Source organism: Acidimicrobiales bacterium, from assembly GCA_041394265.1.
GTDB lineage: Bacteria > Actinomycetota > Acidimicrobiia > Acidimicrobiales > SZUA-35 > JBBQUN01.
Window position 1 is genome coordinate 258618 of record JAWKIO010000005.1, and the last position, 17839, is coordinate 276456.

Below are 17839 nucleotides of genomic sequence, written 5' to 3' on the forward strand. Positions count from 1 at the left end.
AGCACTTCGCGTTTAGCCTGGTGCTGTGCACAGGTATCGCAACGTCGTCCTGACCGGGTTCATGGGAACGGGCAAGTCCACGGTTGGGCGACTGCTCGCAGCCCAGCTGGGGTTCGAGTTCGTCGACACCGACACCATCATCGAGGAGCGGCACGGTCCGATCGCCGTGATCTTCGCCGAGCAGGGTGAGTCGGCGTTCCGAGCCATCGAGCGCGAGGTGGCTGCCGAGCTGGGCGAACGCGACCATCTGGTCGTCGCCACCGGCGGTCGGCTGATGCTCGATCCGGCGAACGTGCACGCGCTGAGCAACAATGCTGCGGTGTTCTGCCTCGTTGCCAGCCCCGACGAGATCCTCGAACGAGTGACCGCCGACGCCGCTCGCATCGAGCGGCCGCTGCTCGCCGTCGACGATCCCCGTCAGCGCATCATCGACCTCCTCGACGAACGCGAGGCGGGGTACCGGTGCTTCACCCAGATCCTCACGTCGCATCGCTCCCCCACCGACATCGCAGCGGAGCTCGCCGCCATCGTGGGAGCCGAGAACTCATGACCGCCGAGATCCCCGTTCGATCGGCGCGTGATGCCTCCGCCGATGTGGCCGACGTCCTGGCCGAACATGGGTGCGTGGTCATCGAAGGACTGGCCGACGACGCCACCCGGCAACAGGTCATCGACGATCTCCAGGACCACATGGCGAGGGCGTCGACAGCCGACACCAACCCCGAGGACTTCTACGCCGGCAAGACCCGTCGGGTGATCGCGCTCGTCACCCGATCCGAGGGCGTTCGCACATTGATCCAGGATCCGCTGATCCACGACCTCTGCGAGGCGCACCTCGGGGCGAACTGTGCGCACCATCAGATCCAGGTGACCGCCGCTCTCAACATTGGGCCGGGCGCCCGGGCCCAGGTACTGCACCGCGAGGAAGACCTCTACCCCTTCTTCGAGTTGCCTCGCCCCAACCTCGTGCTGGCCACGATGTGGGCGATCAGCGACTTCACCGCCGACAACGGCGGCACGCTGATGGTGCCCGGCAGCCACCGCTGGACCGCCGATCGTGTGGCCCAACCCGACGAGATCGTGGCCGCCGAGATGCCGGCTGGCTCGGTGCTCGTCTGGCTCGGTGGCACCCTGCACGGCGCGGGAGCAAACGTGAGCGACCAGTGGCGCTACGGCGTGGTGGTCACCTACTCGGTGGCGTGGCTCCGCCAAGAGGAGAACCAGTACCTCAGCATTCCGCCCGACGTGCTCGCCACGCTGTCACCGGAGCTGCGGGCCCTGACCGGTCACACCATGCACAACGGACTCGGCTTCCACGACCCCTCGGTGCGCTGAATTCATCGGCTCCGTACGACCGCTGCCTCCGTCGGTGTCGGTGGCCTGTTTCGCCGACGTGAGCGGCGCTGCGGCCCCGGCCACCAGGGTCGCCACCACGAGCATCGCCGGAACGAAGGTCAGGGCCTGCACCACACCGAGGTGGTCACCCACGAAGCCGATCAGCGGTGGACCAGCCAGGAAGGCGCAGTAGCCGATCGACGAGACCACGCTCACTCGCCGCGCCGCCACTCGCGGCTCATCGGCGCCGGCGCTCATGGCGATCGGGAAGCCGAGCGACGCACCGAATCCCCACAGCACGACACCGGCGAATGCGACCGCAGGTACCGGTGCGACGATGAAGATCCCGGCGCCGACAATGCCGCAACCGGCCGTGGCCCGCAGCAGCCGGACGCGACCGTACCGATCGATCATGCCGGGTCCGAACCAGCGTGCAAGCGTCATCGCCGCGAGGAACACGGCAAGGGCAAGCGTGCCGATGGCCTCGGGGGCGTCGTGACCGTCGACCAGGGAGACGGCGATCCAGTCGTTCGCCACACCTTCGGCGAAGGCGAACGCAAGGGCGATCACGCCGATCAGCAGGGTTCGTGGCTCACTCCACGCGTCACGTGCGCCGAAGGGTGCAGCGACGGTGCTGCCGTTGGTGTCCTCGGAAGCATCGGGCTCGACATCGTGCAGGAACTGTGTGGTGGCAACGATGACCGCGGCACTCACGGCGATGGCCACCAGGCAGAGATGCACGGTGACCGATACCTTGGCGGCGACGGCGAGCGTGCCGAGCAACGCACCCGCCACGGTGCCGAGACTGAAGCCGGCATGGAACCGAGGCATGAGTGACGAGCCGACGCGTGTCTCCACCGCCGCACCATGGACGTTGATGCCGACGTCCCAAGCACCAGCCGACAGCCCGATCATGAACAGGCCGATGGTCACCGGCACCACACCCACTCGATACCCGACGCCAACGGTCACGAGTGCCGGGGTAACCAACATCGCCATCAGCTTCACCGTCTTCGCCGGGCCGACCGCCGTGATCAACGGGCCGGCATAGGCCAACGACACGAGCGATCCGACGGCCAGCGACAACAGCACCAGTCCGAGCTCCGACGGCTCGAGCCCGAGCCGGTCGCGAATCTGAGGGATGCGTGCCGCCCACGAGGCGATGAGGAAACCGGCGCCACCGAACGACAGATAGGTGGCGGCGACCGCCCGTCGGACGCTCGAGTCATGCACGGTTGGTGGCGTCTCGGAGGTGGTGATCACTCGGTGACGATAGTGGCGCAGCGTCGGGATGATCGCATTCGCCATCGAGCGAATCACGCGGGAGACTCCCCCGATGGGATCACTCCTCGAAGGCATCACCATCGTCGATCTGTCCACCGTCGTCTCCGGCCCGTTCGCAGTACGGATGCTGCTCGAACAGGGGGCACGGGTCATCAAGGTCGAGGCACCCGGTATCAGCGATGCCTCTCGGTTCGTCGGGACCAGTCGGCACGGCGTCACGGCGATGTACACGACCTGCAATCACGGCAAGGAGGTGCGGACCATCGACGTGAAGACCCAGGATGGTCTGGCCGAACTCCTGGGGCTCATCGACGATGCCGACATGTTGGTGCAGAACTTCCGCCCCGGAGCGATGGATCGAATGGGACTGGGTTGGGACACCCTTCACGCCCGCAATCCGCAGCTGATCTGTCTGTCGATCTCCGGCTTCGGGCCCAACGGTCCGATGTCGGGCATCCGGGTCTACGACCCGATCATCCAAGCTGCCGCCGGGATCTGTGACACCCAGGTCGACCCGCTGAGCGGCGGCCCCTTCCTGTTCCAGGGGATCCTCGCCGACAAGGTCACCTCGCTGTACACCGCGCAGGCCGCCTTCGCGGCGCTGCTCGAACGGGCCCAGCAACAGCTGGCCACCGGCACCAGCGAGGGCCGCCACATCGAGCTGAACATGTTCGACTGCGCCATCCATTTCAACTGGCCCGACGGCATGTACAACCACACCTACGTCGATGACGACGGCGTGGTCCCGGCCCCGGATTTCTCTGCGGCCTACCGCCTCACCCCGGTGGCCGATGGCCATCTCGCCTACAGCGTGGTCACCGACTCCGAACTCAGTGGCGCCATGCGAGCCGTCGGGCTGGGCCCCCTCTTCGATGATCCGTTGTACGCCACACCGCAGGCTCGCGCCGCACAACGCCTCGACCTGCTGCGAATGGTTCGTGACGCCATCGTCGAGGCACCGTCGCTCGACGATCTGCTGACTGCTCTCTGGCAGCACGACGTTCCTGCGTCGAAGGTCGAGGCCCGAGCCGACCTGCACGACCACCCCCAAGTCGAGGCGAACGGCAGCATCCGGGTGGTCACCGACCACGAGCATGGTCCGTTCCGCCAATCGGCGCCTGTCTTCGAGATCGGCTGACCGAGCGATCGTCAGCCCATCGGCGGACCGACGAGATCGATGCCGTAGTTCGCGACCGATCCCACCATGCGCGCAATGTCCGGCTCGGTCGCCGGAGGCAGCAGCGGCTCGCCGGCCACGTCACTTGCATCGATGTGGAAGCCCTCGACGCCTCCCGGTGTCGCGAACTCGAGCAGGTGGACCTCCTCACTCTCCACCCGGAAGCTGTGAGGCACGTTGCGCGGGAGCCACACGAAACCGCCGGCCGAGACGCCCTGCTCCACGTCGCCAACCGCGACCGTCAACTCGCCCTCGAGGACGAGCAGGGCGGTGTCTTCGCGATGGTGAACATGGAGCGGTGGAGAGAAGCCGCGACGGGCCCGCTGCTCCAGGACCGAGAAGTTGCCCTCTGTGTCCGCTCGTCCGGCGATGACCCGCAGGAGTGTTCCTGCGAACCACCGGTCGCGATCCGCCTCGTGTGCCCTCATTGCCAGCATGGCTCACATCCCTCTGCTATTCAATAGAGTTCATCTCTATTCGATAGAGTGATATTCTACCGATCGATGTCTGGTGTCAAGAGGCCATCCGGGACCGACGAGAAGGCGAGGCGGAGCTACGACTCGAGTCGCCGCCAGGCCCGGGCGCGAGCGACCCGTCGATCGATCCTCGACGCCGCCGCTCGATTGTTCGTCGACGCCGGGTACGGCGCTACGACACTTCAACAGATTGCTGACGAGGCGGGCGTCGCCGTCCAGACGATCTACGCAACGCTCGGCTCGAAAAAGGCGATTCTGGAAGAGGTCCTCGACGTATCGATCGCAGGTGACGACGCACCGGTGGCGGTGAACGATCGTGATTGGATGCACGACGTCTTCCACCACCCCGATCCTCACGAGCGCCTGCGCGCCTATGCCGCCGCGGTCACCGCCATTCACCAACGTGCCGGATCGGTCTTCACCGTGATCCGTTCAGCGGCAGCCGCCGACCCCGAGCTCGCACCATTGGCCGCCACCACGGAACATCGGCGACGTGTAGGAGCCACGAACATCATCGACGCACTTGCTTCGATCACACCGCTGCATCCGGGTCTGAGCGTCGCCGAGGCGATCGACGTGCTCTGGACCCTCAACAGCCCGGAGATCCACCGCCACCTCGTCGTCGACAGCGGGTGGGCACCTGACCGGTTTCGGACCTGGCTGGCCGACACCTTGATTGCAGCGCTCCTCCCGCCGCCGACCCCCTGAACGCTCGACAAGCGGCGTCGGCAGACGACCAGGGTCCAACGTCACCTCCCGCATACCACTTGGGTATCGAGACACCGCACAACAAGTATTGGATCTCCATTGTGACCGTGGTCATGCTGGCGAACAGGGCAACGGCAACGAGGCCGCAGCGCCCGAGTCGTCACACAAAGGAGTCCTCGATGGCATTGACAGGCGTCATTCGTCCCGGTCACATCCAACTTCGCATGCTCGATCTGGAGGCCGGTGTCCACCACTATCGAGACGTCCTCGGGCTCGAGGAGACCGGTCGCGACGACCAGGGCCGCGTGTATCTCAAGACGTGGGACGAGCGTGATCACTCGTCCGTGATCCTGCGCGAGGCCGACGAGGCCGGCATGGACTTCATCGGCTTCAAGGTGCTCAACGAAGCCACGCTCGATCAGCTCGAGCGGGCCGTGCAGGACTACGGCATCGAGACCACCCGCCTCCCGGCCGGCGAGATGCTCGAGACCGGCGAGCGGGTTCGCTTCGTCATCCCGACCGGTCACCAGTTCGAGCTGTATGCCACCAAGACCCTGGTCGGCAACCCGCTCGGCACCAACAACCCCAAGTCGTGGTGCCCCGATTCCGATCGCGGCATCGCACCGGTCCGCTTCGACCACGCCCTGCTCTACGGACCCGACGTGCTCGGCGTCCTCGATCTGTTCACCAACGTGCTCGGCTTCCATCTGACCGAGTACGTCACGTTGCCCGACAGCGACGAGAAGGGCGCACTCTGGCTGTCGTGCTCCAACAAGGCCCACGACATCGCGTTCGTCGTCCATCCCGAACCCGACCGCTTCCATCACGTGTCGTTCCTGCTCGACTCGTGGGAGAAGGTGCTGCGGGCCGCCCAGATCATGGCCGTCAACGACGTGCCCGTCGACATCGGCCCCACCCAGCACGGCATCACCCGTGGCGGCACCATCTATGCCTGGGACCCCGCGGGCAACCGGTTCGAGACCTTCCAGGGCGGCACCGCGCCCTACCCGGACTGGGAGCCGATGGCCTGGACCTGGGAAGGACTCGGCGCCGGCGGCGGCCTCGACATGTCGAAGCGGGTCCTGCACGACACGTTCCTGTCGATCGTCACCTGATCAGCCATGGACATCATCCCGAACTACATCGCCAACAAACCGGTGACGAGCGGGGACGGGACGACCTTCCCGCTCACCTCACCGGTCGATGGCTCGGTCACCGCCCAGGTGCACGAAGCAGGTTCGGTCGAAGTCGACGAGGCCGTGCAGGCAGCACGGGCTGCCCTGCGCGGTCCGTGGCGCGACCTCAGCGTGACCGAACGCTCCGATCTCCTCATGGCCGTCGCCAACGAGATCCGTCGTCGATTCGATGACTTCGTCGAAGCCGAGATGGCCGACACCGGGCAACCTCGCCACGTCATGGAGAAGGCGTTCGTGCCTCGCGGCGCCGCCAACTTCGAGCAGTTCGCCGAAATGGTGCGCAGCGTCCCGACCGAGACCTTCGAACTCGAGCATCACGGCGGCCGGGCCCTCAATTACGCGCTGCGCCGCCCCAAGGGTGTCATCGGCGTGATCTGCCCGTGGAACGCTCCGTTCCTGCTGATGACCTGGAAGGTGGCGCCGGCGCTTGCTGCCGGGAACGCCGTCGTGGTCAAGCCATCGGAAGAGACGCCGCGCACCGCGGCGCTGCTGGCCGAGGTCATGGCCGACGTCGGCATCCCACCCGGGGTCTACAACGTCGTCAACGGCTTCGGCCCGGGTTCGGCCGGGGAGTTCCTCACCACCCATCCCGAGGTCGATGCGATCACCTTCACCGGTGAGACCACGACCGGTACGGACATCATGAAGGCCGCAGCCGAGGGTGTGCGTGACGTGTCGTTCGAACTCGGCGGCAAGAATTCGGCCGTCGTGTTCGCCGATGCCGACTTCGATGCCGCCGTCGATGGGGTCTTCCGGTCGGCGTTCCTCAACACCGGCCAGGTGTGCCTGGGCACGGAGCGAGTCTTCGTCGAACGGCCGCTCTTCGAGCGGTTCCGTGATGCGCTCGCCGAACGTGCCCGCAGTGTCACCTATGGGCGACCCAGCGACCACGGCACCACCTACGGCCCGCTGATCAGCGCGGAACACCAGCAGAAGGTCCTCGGGTACTACGCGAAGGCTGCCGCCGACGGCGCCACCATCGTGACCGGCGGCGGCGTACCCGAGATGCCTGACGACCTCGCCGGTGGCTCGTGGATCGAACCGACGATCTGGACCGATGCGCCCGCCGACTCGGCGATACTCAGCGAAGAGATCTTCGGACCGTGCTGCCACCTGACCCCGTTCGACGACGAGCGACTCGTCATCGACGCCGTCAACGACACGCCGTACGGGCTCGCCACCACGATCTGGACCACCAATCTGTCTCGGGCCCACCGGGTGGCCGCCGAGATCGACGTCGGCATTGCCTGGGTCAACAGCTGGTTCCTCCGTGACCTACGCACCGCCTTCGGCGGATCCAAGCAGTCCGGCATCGGCCGTGAGGGCGGCGTCCACTCGCTCGAGTTCTACACGGAGCTGAAGAACGTGTGCGTCCAACTATGACCTCGACCACCACTCCTACCGTCAGCGACGCCGAGATCGACACGCTGTCGGCCGAGCTGTTCGAGGCATGGTCGAACCGTTCGACGCTGGAGCCGCTGCGGACACGCAGTGCGCTCGAACTTCCCGACGCCTACCGGGTGCAGCTCGGCTTCGTCCAGCGTCGCCTCGACGCCGGCGAACAGATCGTCGGCAAGAAGATCGGCGTGACCTCGAAGGCGATGCAGGACTCACTCGGCGTCGACCAGCCCGACTTCGGGCAACTGACCTCGGGCATGGACCGCTCGTCCACCGGCGTCATCGACCTTGCCGAGCTGATCGCTCCTCGTGCCGAGGCCGAGTTGGCGTTCGTGCTGTCGGCCGACCTCGTTGGTCCGGGTATCACCGCCATCGATGTGCTCAACGCCACCGAGTACGTGGCGCCGTGTGTCGAGATCGTCGACTCCCGCATTGCGAACTGGGACATCGGCATCATCGACACCGTCGCTGACAACGCCTCGGCCGGACAGTTCGTGATCAGCGGTGCCAAGGCGCACCCGCTCGACGTCGACATGGCGCTCGCCGGCATGATCGTCGAAGTTGACGGCGAGATCGTCACCACCGGCGCCGCCGCGGCAGTGCAGTCCGGGCCGGCCAACGCGGTCGCCTGGCTCGCCAACACGCTTGGCGCCCTCGGGCTCCCGTTCCGCAAGGGCGAGGTGATCCTCTCGGGCTCGCAGTCCATCCTCATCCCGGCGGTTGCCGGTACCGAGCTCAAGACCACGGTGTCAGGCCTCGGTTCCTGCACGGTTCGGTTCATCGACAGCACCGCCACTGGAGCGAGACAATGACGTCCACCACGCTGGCCGATTCGGACGTCGCCGCCCTCGGCGCGGTGGTCTACGGGGCCCAGACCACGGCGACGCCGATCGCCAAGCTGACCAATGAGCATCCGGCCATGACCGTCGACGACGGCTACCTCGTGCAGAACGCCGTGCGAGCGACCTACCTGGCCGACGGTCATCGGCTGGTCGGGTGGAAGGCCGGTCTCACTTCGAAGGCGAAGATGATCCAGATGGGGGTGGACAAGCCCACCGTCGGCTTCCTCACCGAGCAGATGGCCGTGCCCGAGGCGACCGCAGTCGACACGACCCAGCTCGTGCACCCGAGGGTCGAGGGCGAGGTGGCCTTTGTGCTGAAGTCCGATCTCCCGACGTCAGGATGCACGATCGACGACGTCGTTGCGGCCACCGCCTACCTCCTGCCGGCGATCGAGATCATCGACTCGCGCTACGAGGCCTTCAAGTTCGACCTCCAGAGCGTGATCGCCGACAACAGCTCGTCGTCTCGCTTCGTCGTCGGCACCAACGCCCAGCGGATCGACGTGATCGACCGCACGAACCTCGGGCTCGCCATGGTCAAGAACGGCGAGACGATGACCACCGGTTCGAGCGCTGCCGTGATGGGCGACCCGGCGGCCGCCGTGGCCATGGTCGCCACCGTCGTCGGTTCGCTCGGCGCTCGGTTGACCGCCGGCATGGTCGTGCTCAGCGGCGGCATCACCGAGGCCTTCGCCGTGCAACCGGGTGATCACGTGTCGGCCCGGTTCCAACAACTCGGAGTGGTCGACGTCAGCTTCGCCTGACCTCGTCGTCACCACACAACCAATCGAAAGCAAGCACAAGGAGCAGTGTCGTGAGCAAGATCGCGTGCGCACTCATCGGATCCGGGAACATCGGTACCGATTTGATCTACAAGTTGCGTCGAACCGAACACCTCGAACCGGTGTGGATGGTGGGGATCGACCCCGAGTCCGAAGGTCTCGCCCGGGCCCAGGAGCTTGGCCTCAAGACCACGGCTGATGGCATCGAGGCGCTCCTCCCCCACATCGAGGACGACCAGATCCGGATCGCCTTCGATGCCACCAGCGCCTACGTGCACCCGCATCACAACGAGCTTCTCGCTGCTCACGGTGTGCGGGTCATCGACCTCACACCGGCCGCGATCGGCCCGCTCTGCTGTCCGCCGGTCAACCTCGAGGAGCAGCTCGCCCTCGAAGCGCAGAACATGAACATGATCTCGTGCGCCGGGCAGGCGACCATCCCGATGGTCCACGCCATCTCGCGGATCCAGCCCGTCGACTACGCCGAGATCATCGCCAGCCTGGCGAGCCGCTCCGTCGGGCCCGGCACCCGGAAGAACCTCGACGAGTTCGTCTATACCTCATCCCGGGCCATCGAGCTGATCGGCGGGGCCAAGAAGGGCAAGGCCGTCGCCATCGTGAACCCGGCCGAACCGCCGGTCATCATGCGTGACACGGTCCATTGCCAGGTCGAGGGCGAACCCAAACGCGACGAGATCGATGCCTCGGTGCTGGCGATGATCACCGAGGTGCAGAAGTACGTGCCCGGCTACCGACTCGTGAACGGCCCGGTCTACGACGGCAACTTCGTCTCGATCTTCCTCGAGGTCGCCGGCCTCGGTGACTTCCTGCCGCCCTTCGCCGGCAATCTCGACATCATGACCGCCGCCGCCGCTCGCACCGGCGACATGGTGGCCGAATCCATGCTGATGGGAGCAACATCATGAGCGACTCGACAACGACCGCACCGCTGAGCCCCCTCGATGGGCGCGAGGTGCTCGTGCACGACATGTGCCTGCGCGACGGCATGCACGCCAAACGTCACCAGATCACCCTCGACGAGATGGTCACGCTGGCGAAGGCCATGGACGACGCCGGGGTCCGCCTGATGCAGGTCACCCACGGCGACGGCCTGGGCGGGTCGTCCCGCAACTACGGCTTCGGGCTCCACACGAACGAGGAATACATCGGCGCCGTCGCCGATGCGCTGGTGAACGCCAACGTGTCGGTACTGCTGGTCCCGGGGTTGGGCACCATGAACGAGCTGCAAGCGGCCTACGACGCCGGCGCCCGCAGCGTGCACGTCGCCACGCACTGCACCGAGGCCGACGTCTCCCCGCAGCACATCGCGTTCGCCCGTGAACTCGGGATGGACACCACCGGTTTCTTGATGATGGCGCACCTCAACTCACCCGACGGCTTGCTGGCCGAGGCGAAGATCATGGAAGCCGCCGGGGCGCAGACCATCTACATCACCGACTCGGCCGGCTACCTCCTGCCTGACGACGTGACCGACCGCATCGCGATCCTCCGCAGCGAGCTTGCGCCGGAGACCGAGATCGGTTTCCACGGTCACCACAATCTCGCCATGGGCGTCGCCAACTCGGTGGCCGCCGTCGCTGCTGGTGCGTCACGCATCGATGCCTCGGTTGCCGGCATGGGCGCTGGTGCCGGCAACACACCGCTCGAGGTGTTCGTCGCCGTCGCCGAGCGGATGGGCATCGTCACGGGCATCGATCTGTTCAAGATCATGGACGTCGCCGACGACATCGTGGTGCCGATGATGGAACGCCCGGTCCGGGTCGATCGGGAGTCCCTGACGATCGGCTACGCCGGCTGCTATTCGACCTTCCTGCTGTTCGCCCGGCGAGCCGCCGAGCGCTACGGCCTCGATGCCCGTTCCCTGCTCGTCGAGATGGGCCGACTCAAGATGATCGCCGGTCAGGAAGACATGATCGAAGACGTCGCACTCACCATCGCGAAGGAACAGGGGCTGTTCGCCGACGCCGCCTCCACCCTCGCTGCAGCCTCGGCCTGACGCCGGCGAGCTGCTCGCTTGCGCTACCGGCGCTCGTCATCCACCACCAGCCACCCGTAGTCGAAGGAGACTCGCCGTGCCTGTCGCCAACATCAACGTGCTCGCCGGGCATCCCCGACCGGTCCTCAAGCAACTCCTGCGAGAGGTGTCTCGGGTCTACGCCGAGGTGCTCGAGTCGCCGATCGAGCGGGTGCAGGTGTGGATCACCGAGATCGACCCCGAGCTGTATGCGATCGGCGGCGAACCAGCCGACGAGGTGCTGGCTCGAGGCGATCGGTCCCAGCTGGAGATCCCGCTGGCTCGGCTCGTCATGATGGAGAACCGGCCGCTGAGTCAGGTGGAGACCGCGATCACCCGACTCACCGAGGTGATCGCCAGGGTGCTCGGCGCCGACGCCGGACGAGTCCGGGTCGAGGCGCAACCCGTCGCCGCCGAACGATGGGGCATCGGAGGGATCCCGGCAGCGATCCTCCGACGCGACGAGATCGCAGCACGAGAGGTCGCCAGCCGGTGACCGACGCGCCGGCCACGCTCACCTGCACGGTGGTGATCGACGACGGCCACACGGTCGCCTTCCCGGCCGGCTTCGGCGCACCGGTCCTCGATGCGCTGGCGCGGGTCACCGGACAGCCGGTTGCGGTCGGCTGCCGAGGCGGTGGTTGCGGCGCGTGTCGCGTCCAGATTCTCGAAGGTCACTACGACACGAAGAAGATGAGCAAGCGCCACGTCACCGCCGAGGAGGCAGCCGATGGTTATGCACTCGCCTGCCGGGTGTTCCCGCTCGAACCGTTGCTGCTGCGTCCGGCGCCTCGGCTCCCGTGAGCCGCCGGCAGTCGCGTCACCCCAACGCCGATTCTGGGAAATGCTCGGTCGCCGCTTCTCGCAGTGAGTCGACGAGACGGGCGAGCAACGGTGATGGATCGTCGCTGCGGTAGATGCAGCACAGCTCGATCTCGGATCGGGACGCCTCGACGAGCGGCCGGTAGACCACGCCGGGTAGGTGGAGGTTGGTGGCAGAGCCGGTGACGAAGCAGACGCCGGCACCGGTGGCGACCAGCGCCATGCCATGCACGACGCTGCCGACCTCGGCGGCGACCGTCGGTGAGAAGCCGGCGTTGCGACAGATCTCCTCGACCACATCGATGAAGCTCGGTCGGATGCCGGTCGGGAACAGCACCATTGGTTGACCCTCGAGATCGCTCGGCCGGATCTCGGCTCGCTCGGCGAGCGGGTGATCCTCGGGCAGGGCGACGTGCAACCGCTCGGTCACCAGCGGCTCCGAGGCGACACCTTCGGTCGGAGGGATGAACCGATTGAACGCCAGGCTGATCCGACGATCGGCCAGTGCCTCGAGCTGGTCCTGCTTGTTCATGTCGTGAAGCCAGATCTTCACGTCGGGGTTCTTGTCGCGAACCGAGCGCAGCAGGACGGGGATCACGCCGAACACGCCGGTGCCGAACACGGCGATGTCGATCCGCCCGGCCAAGCCGCGACCGGCTCGTTGGGCCCGGTCACCGGCCTGGTCGGCCATCTCGACCACACGTCGCGCGTCTTCGAGGAACACCCGACCGGCGTTGGTGAGCTCGACCCCCTTTGCCGTCCGGTTGAACAGCTGGGTGTCGAGTTCACGTTCGAGCTGGCTGATCTGGCGAGTGAGCGGCGGCTGGGTCATGTGGAGGCGCTCAGCGGCGCGACCGATGTTGCGTTCCTCGGCGACGGAGATGAAGTAGCGAAGGTGTCGGAGTTCCATGACGATGCTCGAAACGAGCCATACCGATCGGGTATGACGTGGCGGCGAGATGGTACTCCAGGCGCCAGTGCGGTCGCAGAGTGGTCGCTCACCCAGCTCGTGCCGGATCCGGTGGCGTCCGATGCCACGACGAACCAGACTCGCTCCATGAGCACCGCACCACTCAGCAAGCAATTCCGCACCGTCGACGGCAAGCAGATGGCCTACCACGAGGTCGGCCAGGGCGATCCGGTGGTCTTCCTCCACGGCAACCCCACCTCGTCCTACCTGTGGCGCGACATCGTGCCCCACGTGTCGGGCATGGCCCGTTGCATCGTTCCCGACCTCATCGGTCAGGGCGACTCCGACAAGCTCGACGACTCGGGGCCGGGCTCCTACTCGTTCGTCGAGCATCGTCGGTATCTCGACGGGCTCCTCGACCAGCTCGATCTCGGTGATCGCATCACCTTCGTGATCCACGACTGGGGCTCAGCCCTCGGGTTCGACTGGGCCAACCGTCATCGGGATCGTGTGGCCGGGATCGCCTACATGGAAGCCATCGTGCGGCCGGTGACGTGGGACGAGTGGCCCGAGGCGGCGCGCGGCATCTTCCAGGGGATGCGATCCGAGGCCGGTGAAGAGATGGTGCTGACCAAGAATCTCTTCGTCGAGGCGATCCTGCCGGCCTCGATCATCCGCAAGCTCGGCGACGACGAGATGGCCGAGTACCGGCGACCGTTCGCACATCCGGGCGAAGACCGGCGCCCCACGCTGACCTGGCCGCGGCAGATCCCGATCGACGGCGAGCCGGCCGAGGTCGTTGAGATCGTGCAGGCCTACGCCGACTGGCTGTCGACCTCCGACCTTCCCAAGCTGTTCGTCAACGCCGATCCGGGCACGATCCTCATTGGCGCCCAGCGGGAATTCTGCCGAAGCTGGCCGAACCAGACCGAGGTCACCGTGGCCGGCATCCACTTCATCCAGGAGGACAGCCCCGACGAGATCGGCCAAGCGATCGCGGCGTGGCTGCCCGGTCTCAGCCGTTCGTGAGTTGGTAGCGAATCGGCAGGTGCTTGTAGCCGCTGACGAACGCTGACCGGCTGAGCGTGGCTCCCTCACCCAGTTCGAGTGAGGACAAGCGCGGCACCAGCTCGGTGAACAGCGAGGTGAGTTCCATCTTCGCCAGGATCGCACCGAGACAGAAATGCACACCGAAGCCGAAACCCAGCTGGTTGTTGGGCCGGCGACCCACGTCGAAGGTGAAGGGATCCTCGAAGAGGTCTTCGTCGCGGTTGGCCGACCAGTACGACAGGAACACGTCGTCACCAGCCTTGATGGTCTTGCCACCGAGTTCGTAGTCGACCGTTGCGGTGCGCATGAAGTGCTTCACCGGTGAGGTCCACCGCACGATCTCGTCGACGGCTGTCGGCATCAGGTCGGGGTTGGCCTGGAGCCGGGCCAGCTGGTCGGGATGTTCGGCCAGGGCTTGCAAACCACCGGCCATGGCATGGGATGTGGTGTCGTGTCCTGCGGTGGCAGCGATGATGTAGAGCCCGAGCTGCGCCATCACGCCGATCGGCTCGCCGTCGATCTCGGCGTTGGCGACCACGGAACAGAAATCCTCGGTGGGGTTGGCCTGACGGTCGGCGGTGATCCCGTTGAAGTAGTTGAAGAAGTCGGCGATGGTCTCGTCGAGGCCGGCGAGCGAGTCGTCGGCATCACGAGCCAGCTCGGGATCCTCGGCCCCGAACAACTCCTGGGTGAGCTTGAGCATCCGTGGGTAGTCGCTCTCGGGCAGACCCATCATGGCGAGGATCACCTGCAGCGGATACTGGACGGCAAGGTCGGTGGCGAAGTCCATCTCGCCACCGGCGTCTTCCATCTTCTGGATCGCCTGCGCCGTCAGATCATCGAGCCGGCCCTGCATGCGACGGAGGTTGCCGGGACGGAACCAACTCGCCGCGAGGTCTCGGTGGGCCTTGTGCTCGGGTCCGTCCATGACGACCAGCGACTTGATGCGATGATCGCCCGACGCCGCTCGCTGATCGTCGGCCTTCTTCGAACCGAGGATGCCACGCGGCTCGTTGAGGAACTGCTCGTGATGACGCTCGACTTCCATGACGTCGGCGTGCTTGGACACGATCCAGAACGGGTGGACGTTCGGATGCTCGACCCAGTGCACCGGATCTTCCGCGCGGATCTTCGCCGCTGCTCGGTGCCACCGTTCCGGGTCGGTGTAGGACCAACTGTCGAGAAACGCGTGGCCGGCTTCCTCGAGTGAGAGATCGGTGGTGGTCATGAGCGTCCTCCGCGTCTGCGTGGTGTGGCGGCCACATGATCCCCAGCACCAGCGGAAGACGTCAAACTCCGAAGCGCCGCATCGGCGTCAACGCAGCGTCAACTCGTCGCGACCGTCCGGAACTTCGACCAGCCGTAGGCGAGGGCAACGACGAAGACCAGGCTGGCGATGAAGGTCAGCCAGAGCAAACCCTTCACCACGGCCCCCAGGATTCCGAGGGCGGCGAGCAGGACGAGAACGATCACGAAGGTCAGCATGCGGTGGCTCTACCCCGTATCGGCGCTCCGCAATCCTCGGTGCGATCACCAAGGCGGCAGGAGGGACATCGGACTCTGTCGGCTGTGTTGTGGGCCGGTCACGATCGAGTTCGCAGACACTCAGAGGAGTTGGCCATGGCACCGGCGCTGAGCTTCCATTCCTTCGAACTCGACCCCAACGAACACCGACTCGATCCGAATGATCGGGTCCGGGCGACGTATCTGGTGGCCAACCGCGACGACAGCGTCGTGCTCGGTGACATCGTCCTCACCCACCATGATCGAGTCGACAACGGCGGAGCGGTGATCCTTCGGTGTGAACCCGGCCAGCTCCGCATTGAAGGCGAACTGACACCGCACGAGGAGCGGCAGGTCAGCTTGGAGCTGTTCACCAATGAGCACCTACCGGGGCGTCACACCCTGCAGGTGACCGCGACCTTCAGCTGTCGCCCGGTCTCGCCGGAGGCCGACGCGCGGTTCGAGTACACCGTGGCTGCTGACTGATGCGCCTCAGGCACCGAGCACGGCCCCGAGACGATCGACGTCGCTGGCTCGATACGGGCCACGCATCGAGAAGATGACCTGATCGACACCGGCCTCGGCCAGCTCGCGGGCTCGCTCCGCCAACTGGCCGGGATCGTCGTCGGCGTTCCACGCAAGGTGGGCGGATCGCTTGATCTCTCGGTGGTCGCGGCCGAGCGCCTCGCAGTGGCCGATCAGCGAGTCGTTCTTGTCGTGCCACTCGTCGACTGATCCGAACGAGGCATCCCACTTCTGGGCGTGTCGAGCAACGATCTTCAGGGTGCGCTTTCGCCCGCTCCCGCCGATCAACAGCGGGACCCCACCGACTTGCACCGGCTTCGGCTCGCAGTAGGCATCGGCCAGTTGGAAGTACGCACCGTCGAAATTGGTGACTCGCTGGGAGAGCAGGCTGGTGATGACCTCGACACCCTCTTCGAAGCGGTCGAGTCGTTCCTTGATCGAGCCGAGCTCGATGCCATAGGCGCTCGATTCCTCGATGTTCCACCCGGCGCCGAGCCCGAGGTCGAAGCGCCCATTCGAGATGATGTCGACGGTTGCCGCCATGTTCGCCGTGACCGCCGGGTGGCGGTAGTGCATCCCGTTCACCATGGTCCCGATCCGGATACGGGAGGTTGCCTGCGCCAGCGCCGCGAGCATGGTCCAACCTTCGAGGCAGGTGCCGTGGGTGTCGCCGACGAGCGGATAGAAGTGATCGAAGTTCCACGCCTGGGCGAAGGCATCGCACTCGTCGGTCGCCCGCCAGACGTCGAGGAAGTCCTGCCACGCCCCATGCTGTGGTGGGGTCTTCACTGCGTACTCGACCATGACATCCTCCGGTATTCGACCTACCTCGTGCGTGGGCAAGACTGACACAGTCGTGTGGCTCGCGCTCTGGTTCGACCTGGACGCTACGCTCCGCCCATGCAGCTCGGGGCGATGTTCGGTGGGGTGTCGATGGGGCGGGACTTCGCCACGATCAGCGAGGCCGCGCGGGCACTCGAAGCGGCCGGGTTCGACAGCATCTCGACCAACGACCATGTCGTCGGTGCCCATCCGGACCGCTCCGACGGCGTGAAGATGAACACCTACACCACCGCGGTCCACGAACCGATCGTGCTGTTGTCGATGCTCGCTGCGGTCACCTCGAGGATCGAACTCGCGACCTCCATCATCATCGCCCCGCAACGCCAGACCGTGCTGCTCGCCAAACAGGTCGCCGAGCTCGATCTGCTCTCGAACGGACGTGTTCGCCTGGGCCTTGGCATCGGTCGGAACTGGATCGAATACGAAGCGCTCAACGAGGAATTCGGCACTCGTGGTCGCCGACTGGAAGAACAGATCGAGGTCCTCCGACTTCTGTGGCGAGACGAGTTGGTCACCTTCGAGGGACGATGGCACACCCTCGATCGTGTCGGCATCAACCCCCGGCCATTGCGCGAGTCCATCCCGATCTGGCTCGGTGCCTATGTCAACAGTGTCTCCGAGCGAGTGCTCGAACGAATCGGACGGCTGGCCGATGGTTGGATGCCGCAGTATCCGCCCGATGTCCTCGCGCCCGCGATCGAGAGCGTGCGCCGATCGGCAGAGACGGCAGGGCGGCGGTTCGAGGACATCGATATGGAATGCGTCGTCACCGCATCCCCGGGTGATTCCTCCGATCAGTGGCTCGAGTTGGCCGGCGCCTACCGCGAGCTCGGTGCCACCCACCTGAAGGTGGCTCCGGGGTACGTCGCCGATCAGACGCCCCGTGACCGCGTGGACCTCATGCTGCGCTGGCACGAGACGGTGCATCCGGCCTTCGGCTCGTGACGCTGGCG

21 protein-coding genes are annotated in these 17839 nt (G+C 66.0%); 15 read left to right on the forward strand and 6 right to left on the reverse strand.

Annotated features, from left to right (window positions below; genetic code table 11):
• Nucleotides 1-25: 25 nt before the first annotated feature.
• Complete coding sequence (locus tag R2733_01285; GenBank protein ID MEZ5375114.1) at nucleotides 26-550, forward strand: shikimate kinase; 525 nt, start codon at nucleotides 26-28, stop codon at nucleotides 548-550.
• The gene (locus R2733_01290) at nucleotides 547-1335 is read left to right on the forward strand and encodes a phytanoyl-CoA dioxygenase family protein (GenBank protein ID MEZ5375115.1); all 789 of its coding nucleotides are present in this window, start codon (nucleotides 547-549) and stop codon (nucleotides 1333-1335) included. The genes R2733_01285 and R2733_01290 overlap by 4 nt, the downstream gene beginning before the upstream one ends.
• Here the strand turns inward: R2733_01290 and R2733_01295 are convergent.
• The gene (locus R2733_01295; GenBank protein MEZ5375116.1) at nucleotides 1261-2598 is read right to left on the reverse strand and encodes an MFS transporter; all 1338 of its coding nucleotides are present in this window, start codon (nucleotides 2596-2598) and stop codon (nucleotides 1261-1263) included. The genes R2733_01290 and R2733_01295 overlap by 75 nt on opposite strands.
• 73 nt (nucleotides 2599-2671) lie before the next feature.
• Here R2733_01295 and R2733_01300 point away from each other — a divergent pair, with 73 nt between their 5' ends.
• Nucleotides 2672-3757: a CoA transferase gene (locus tag R2733_01300; GenBank protein ID MEZ5375117.1), complete on the forward strand. Its 1086-nt coding sequence runs from the start codon at nucleotides 2672-2674 to the stop codon at nucleotides 3755-3757.
• Between the two features lie 11 nt (nucleotides 3758-3768).
• Here the strand turns inward: R2733_01300 and R2733_01305 are convergent, their stop codons facing one another.
• Nucleotides 3769-4233, reverse strand: coding sequence for a cupin domain-containing protein (locus tag R2733_01305; GenBank protein MEZ5375118.1), 465 nt, complete (start codon nucleotides 4231-4233; stop codon nucleotides 3769-3771).
• 66 nt (nucleotides 4234-4299) lie between these two features.
• Between R2733_01305 and R2733_01310 the strand changes: the two genes are divergently transcribed.
• The 9 genes from R2733_01310 (at nucleotide 4300) to R2733_01350 (ending at nucleotide 12037) form a co-directional block, all read left to right on the forward strand.
• Complete coding sequence (locus R2733_01310; GenBank protein ID MEZ5375119.1) at nucleotides 4300-4980, forward strand: helix-turn-helix domain-containing protein; 681 nt, start codon at nucleotides 4300-4302, stop codon at nucleotides 4978-4980.
• Between the two features lie 179 nt (nucleotides 4981-5159).
• Nucleotides 5160-6095 carry a catechol 2,3-dioxygenase gene (locus tag R2733_01315; GenBank protein ID MEZ5375120.1) on the forward strand — a complete coding sequence of 312 codons (936 nt, stop codon included), beginning with the start codon at nucleotides 5160-5162 and terminating at the stop codon, nucleotides 6093-6095.
• Between the two features lie 6 nt (nucleotides 6096-6101).
• The gene (locus R2733_01320; protein MEZ5375121.1) at nucleotides 6102-7559 is read left to right on the forward strand and encodes a 2-hydroxymuconic semialdehyde dehydrogenase; all 1458 of its coding nucleotides are present in this window, start codon (nucleotides 6102-6104) and stop codon (nucleotides 7557-7559) included.
• Complete coding sequence (locus R2733_01325; protein MEZ5375122.1) at nucleotides 7556-8386, forward strand: 2-oxopent-4-enoate hydratase; 831 nt, start codon at nucleotides 7556-7558, stop codon at nucleotides 8384-8386. The genes R2733_01320 and R2733_01325 overlap by 4 nt, the downstream gene beginning before the upstream one ends.
• The gene (locus R2733_01330) at nucleotides 8383-9180 is read left to right on the forward strand and encodes a fumarylacetoacetate hydrolase family protein (GenBank protein MEZ5375123.1); all 798 of its coding nucleotides are present in this window, start codon (nucleotides 8383-8385) and stop codon (nucleotides 9178-9180) included. Before R2733_01325 ends, R2733_01330 begins: the two co-directional genes overlap by 4 nt.
• A gap of 50 nt (nucleotides 9181-9230) precedes the next feature.
• Entirely contained in the window at nucleotides 9231-10124 is an 894-nt protein-coding gene (locus R2733_01335; GenBank protein ID MEZ5375124.1) for an acetaldehyde dehydrogenase (acetylating), read from the forward strand.
• Nucleotides 10121-11215 carry a 4-hydroxy-2-oxovalerate aldolase gene (gene dmpG, locus R2733_01340; protein ID MEZ5375125.1) on the forward strand — a complete coding sequence of 365 codons (1095 nt, stop codon included), beginning with the start codon at nucleotides 10121-10123 and terminating at the stop codon, nucleotides 11213-11215. Before R2733_01335 ends, dmpG begins: the two co-directional genes overlap by 4 nt.
• Nucleotides 11216-11291: 76 nt before the next feature.
• Nucleotides 11292-11729, forward strand: a complete 438-nt coding sequence (locus tag R2733_01345; GenBank protein MEZ5375126.1) for a tautomerase family protein — start codon at nucleotides 11292-11294, stop codon at nucleotides 11727-11729.
• Nucleotides 11726-12037, forward strand: coding sequence for a 2Fe-2S iron-sulfur cluster-binding protein (locus R2733_01350; protein ID MEZ5375127.1), 312 nt, complete (start codon nucleotides 11726-11728; stop codon nucleotides 12035-12037). Before R2733_01345 ends, R2733_01350 begins: the two co-directional genes overlap by 4 nt.
• A 16-nt stretch (nucleotides 12038-12053) precedes the next feature.
• Here R2733_01350 and R2733_01355 read toward each other — a convergent pair whose 3' ends face one another.
• Nucleotides 12054-12965: a LysR family transcriptional regulator gene (locus R2733_01355; GenBank protein MEZ5375128.1), complete on the reverse strand. Its 912-nt coding sequence runs from the start codon at nucleotides 12963-12965 to the stop codon at nucleotides 12054-12056.
• A gap of 147 nt (nucleotides 12966-13112) precedes the next feature.
• Here R2733_01355 and R2733_01360 point away from each other — a divergent pair, with 147 nt between their 5' ends.
• Nucleotides 13113-13994 carry a haloalkane dehalogenase gene (locus R2733_01360; GenBank protein ID MEZ5375129.1) on the forward strand — a complete coding sequence of 294 codons (882 nt, stop codon included), beginning with the start codon at nucleotides 13113-13115 and terminating at the stop codon, nucleotides 13992-13994.
• Here R2733_01360 and R2733_01365 read toward each other — a convergent pair.
• Both R2733_01365 and R2733_01370 read right to left on the reverse strand, forming a co-directional pair.
• Entirely contained in the window at nucleotides 13981-15243 is a 1263-nt protein-coding gene (locus R2733_01365; protein ID MEZ5375130.1) for a cytochrome P450, read from the reverse strand. The genes R2733_01360 and R2733_01365 overlap by 14 nt on opposite strands.
• A 98-nt stretch (nucleotides 15244-15341) precedes the next feature.
• Nucleotides 15342-15500, reverse strand: a complete 159-nt coding sequence (locus R2733_01370; protein ID MEZ5375131.1) for a hypothetical protein — start codon at nucleotides 15498-15500, stop codon at nucleotides 15342-15344.
• A gap of 135 nt (nucleotides 15501-15635) precedes the next feature.
• Between R2733_01370 and R2733_01375 the strand changes: the two genes are divergently transcribed.
• Nucleotides 15636-16004 carry a hypothetical protein gene (locus R2733_01375; protein MEZ5375132.1) on the forward strand — a complete coding sequence of 123 codons (369 nt, stop codon included), beginning with the start codon at nucleotides 15636-15638 and terminating at the stop codon, nucleotides 16002-16004.
• Nucleotides 16005-16010: 6 nt separating this feature from the next.
• Here the strand turns inward: R2733_01375 and R2733_01380 are convergent, their stop codons facing one another.
• On the reverse strand, nucleotides 16011-16847 hold the full coding sequence (locus R2733_01380; GenBank protein ID MEZ5375133.1) for a TIGR03560 family F420-dependent LLM class oxidoreductase: 837 nt from the start codon (nucleotides 16845-16847) through the stop codon (nucleotides 16011-16013).
• A gap of 96 nt (nucleotides 16848-16943) precedes the next feature.
• On the opposite strand from R2733_01380, the gene R2733_01385 reads away from it, so the two are divergent.
• Complete coding sequence (locus R2733_01385) at nucleotides 16944-17831, forward strand: LLM class F420-dependent oxidoreductase (protein ID MEZ5375134.1); 888 nt, start codon at nucleotides 16944-16946, stop codon at nucleotides 17829-17831.
• Nucleotides 17832-17839: the final 8 nt, after the last annotated feature.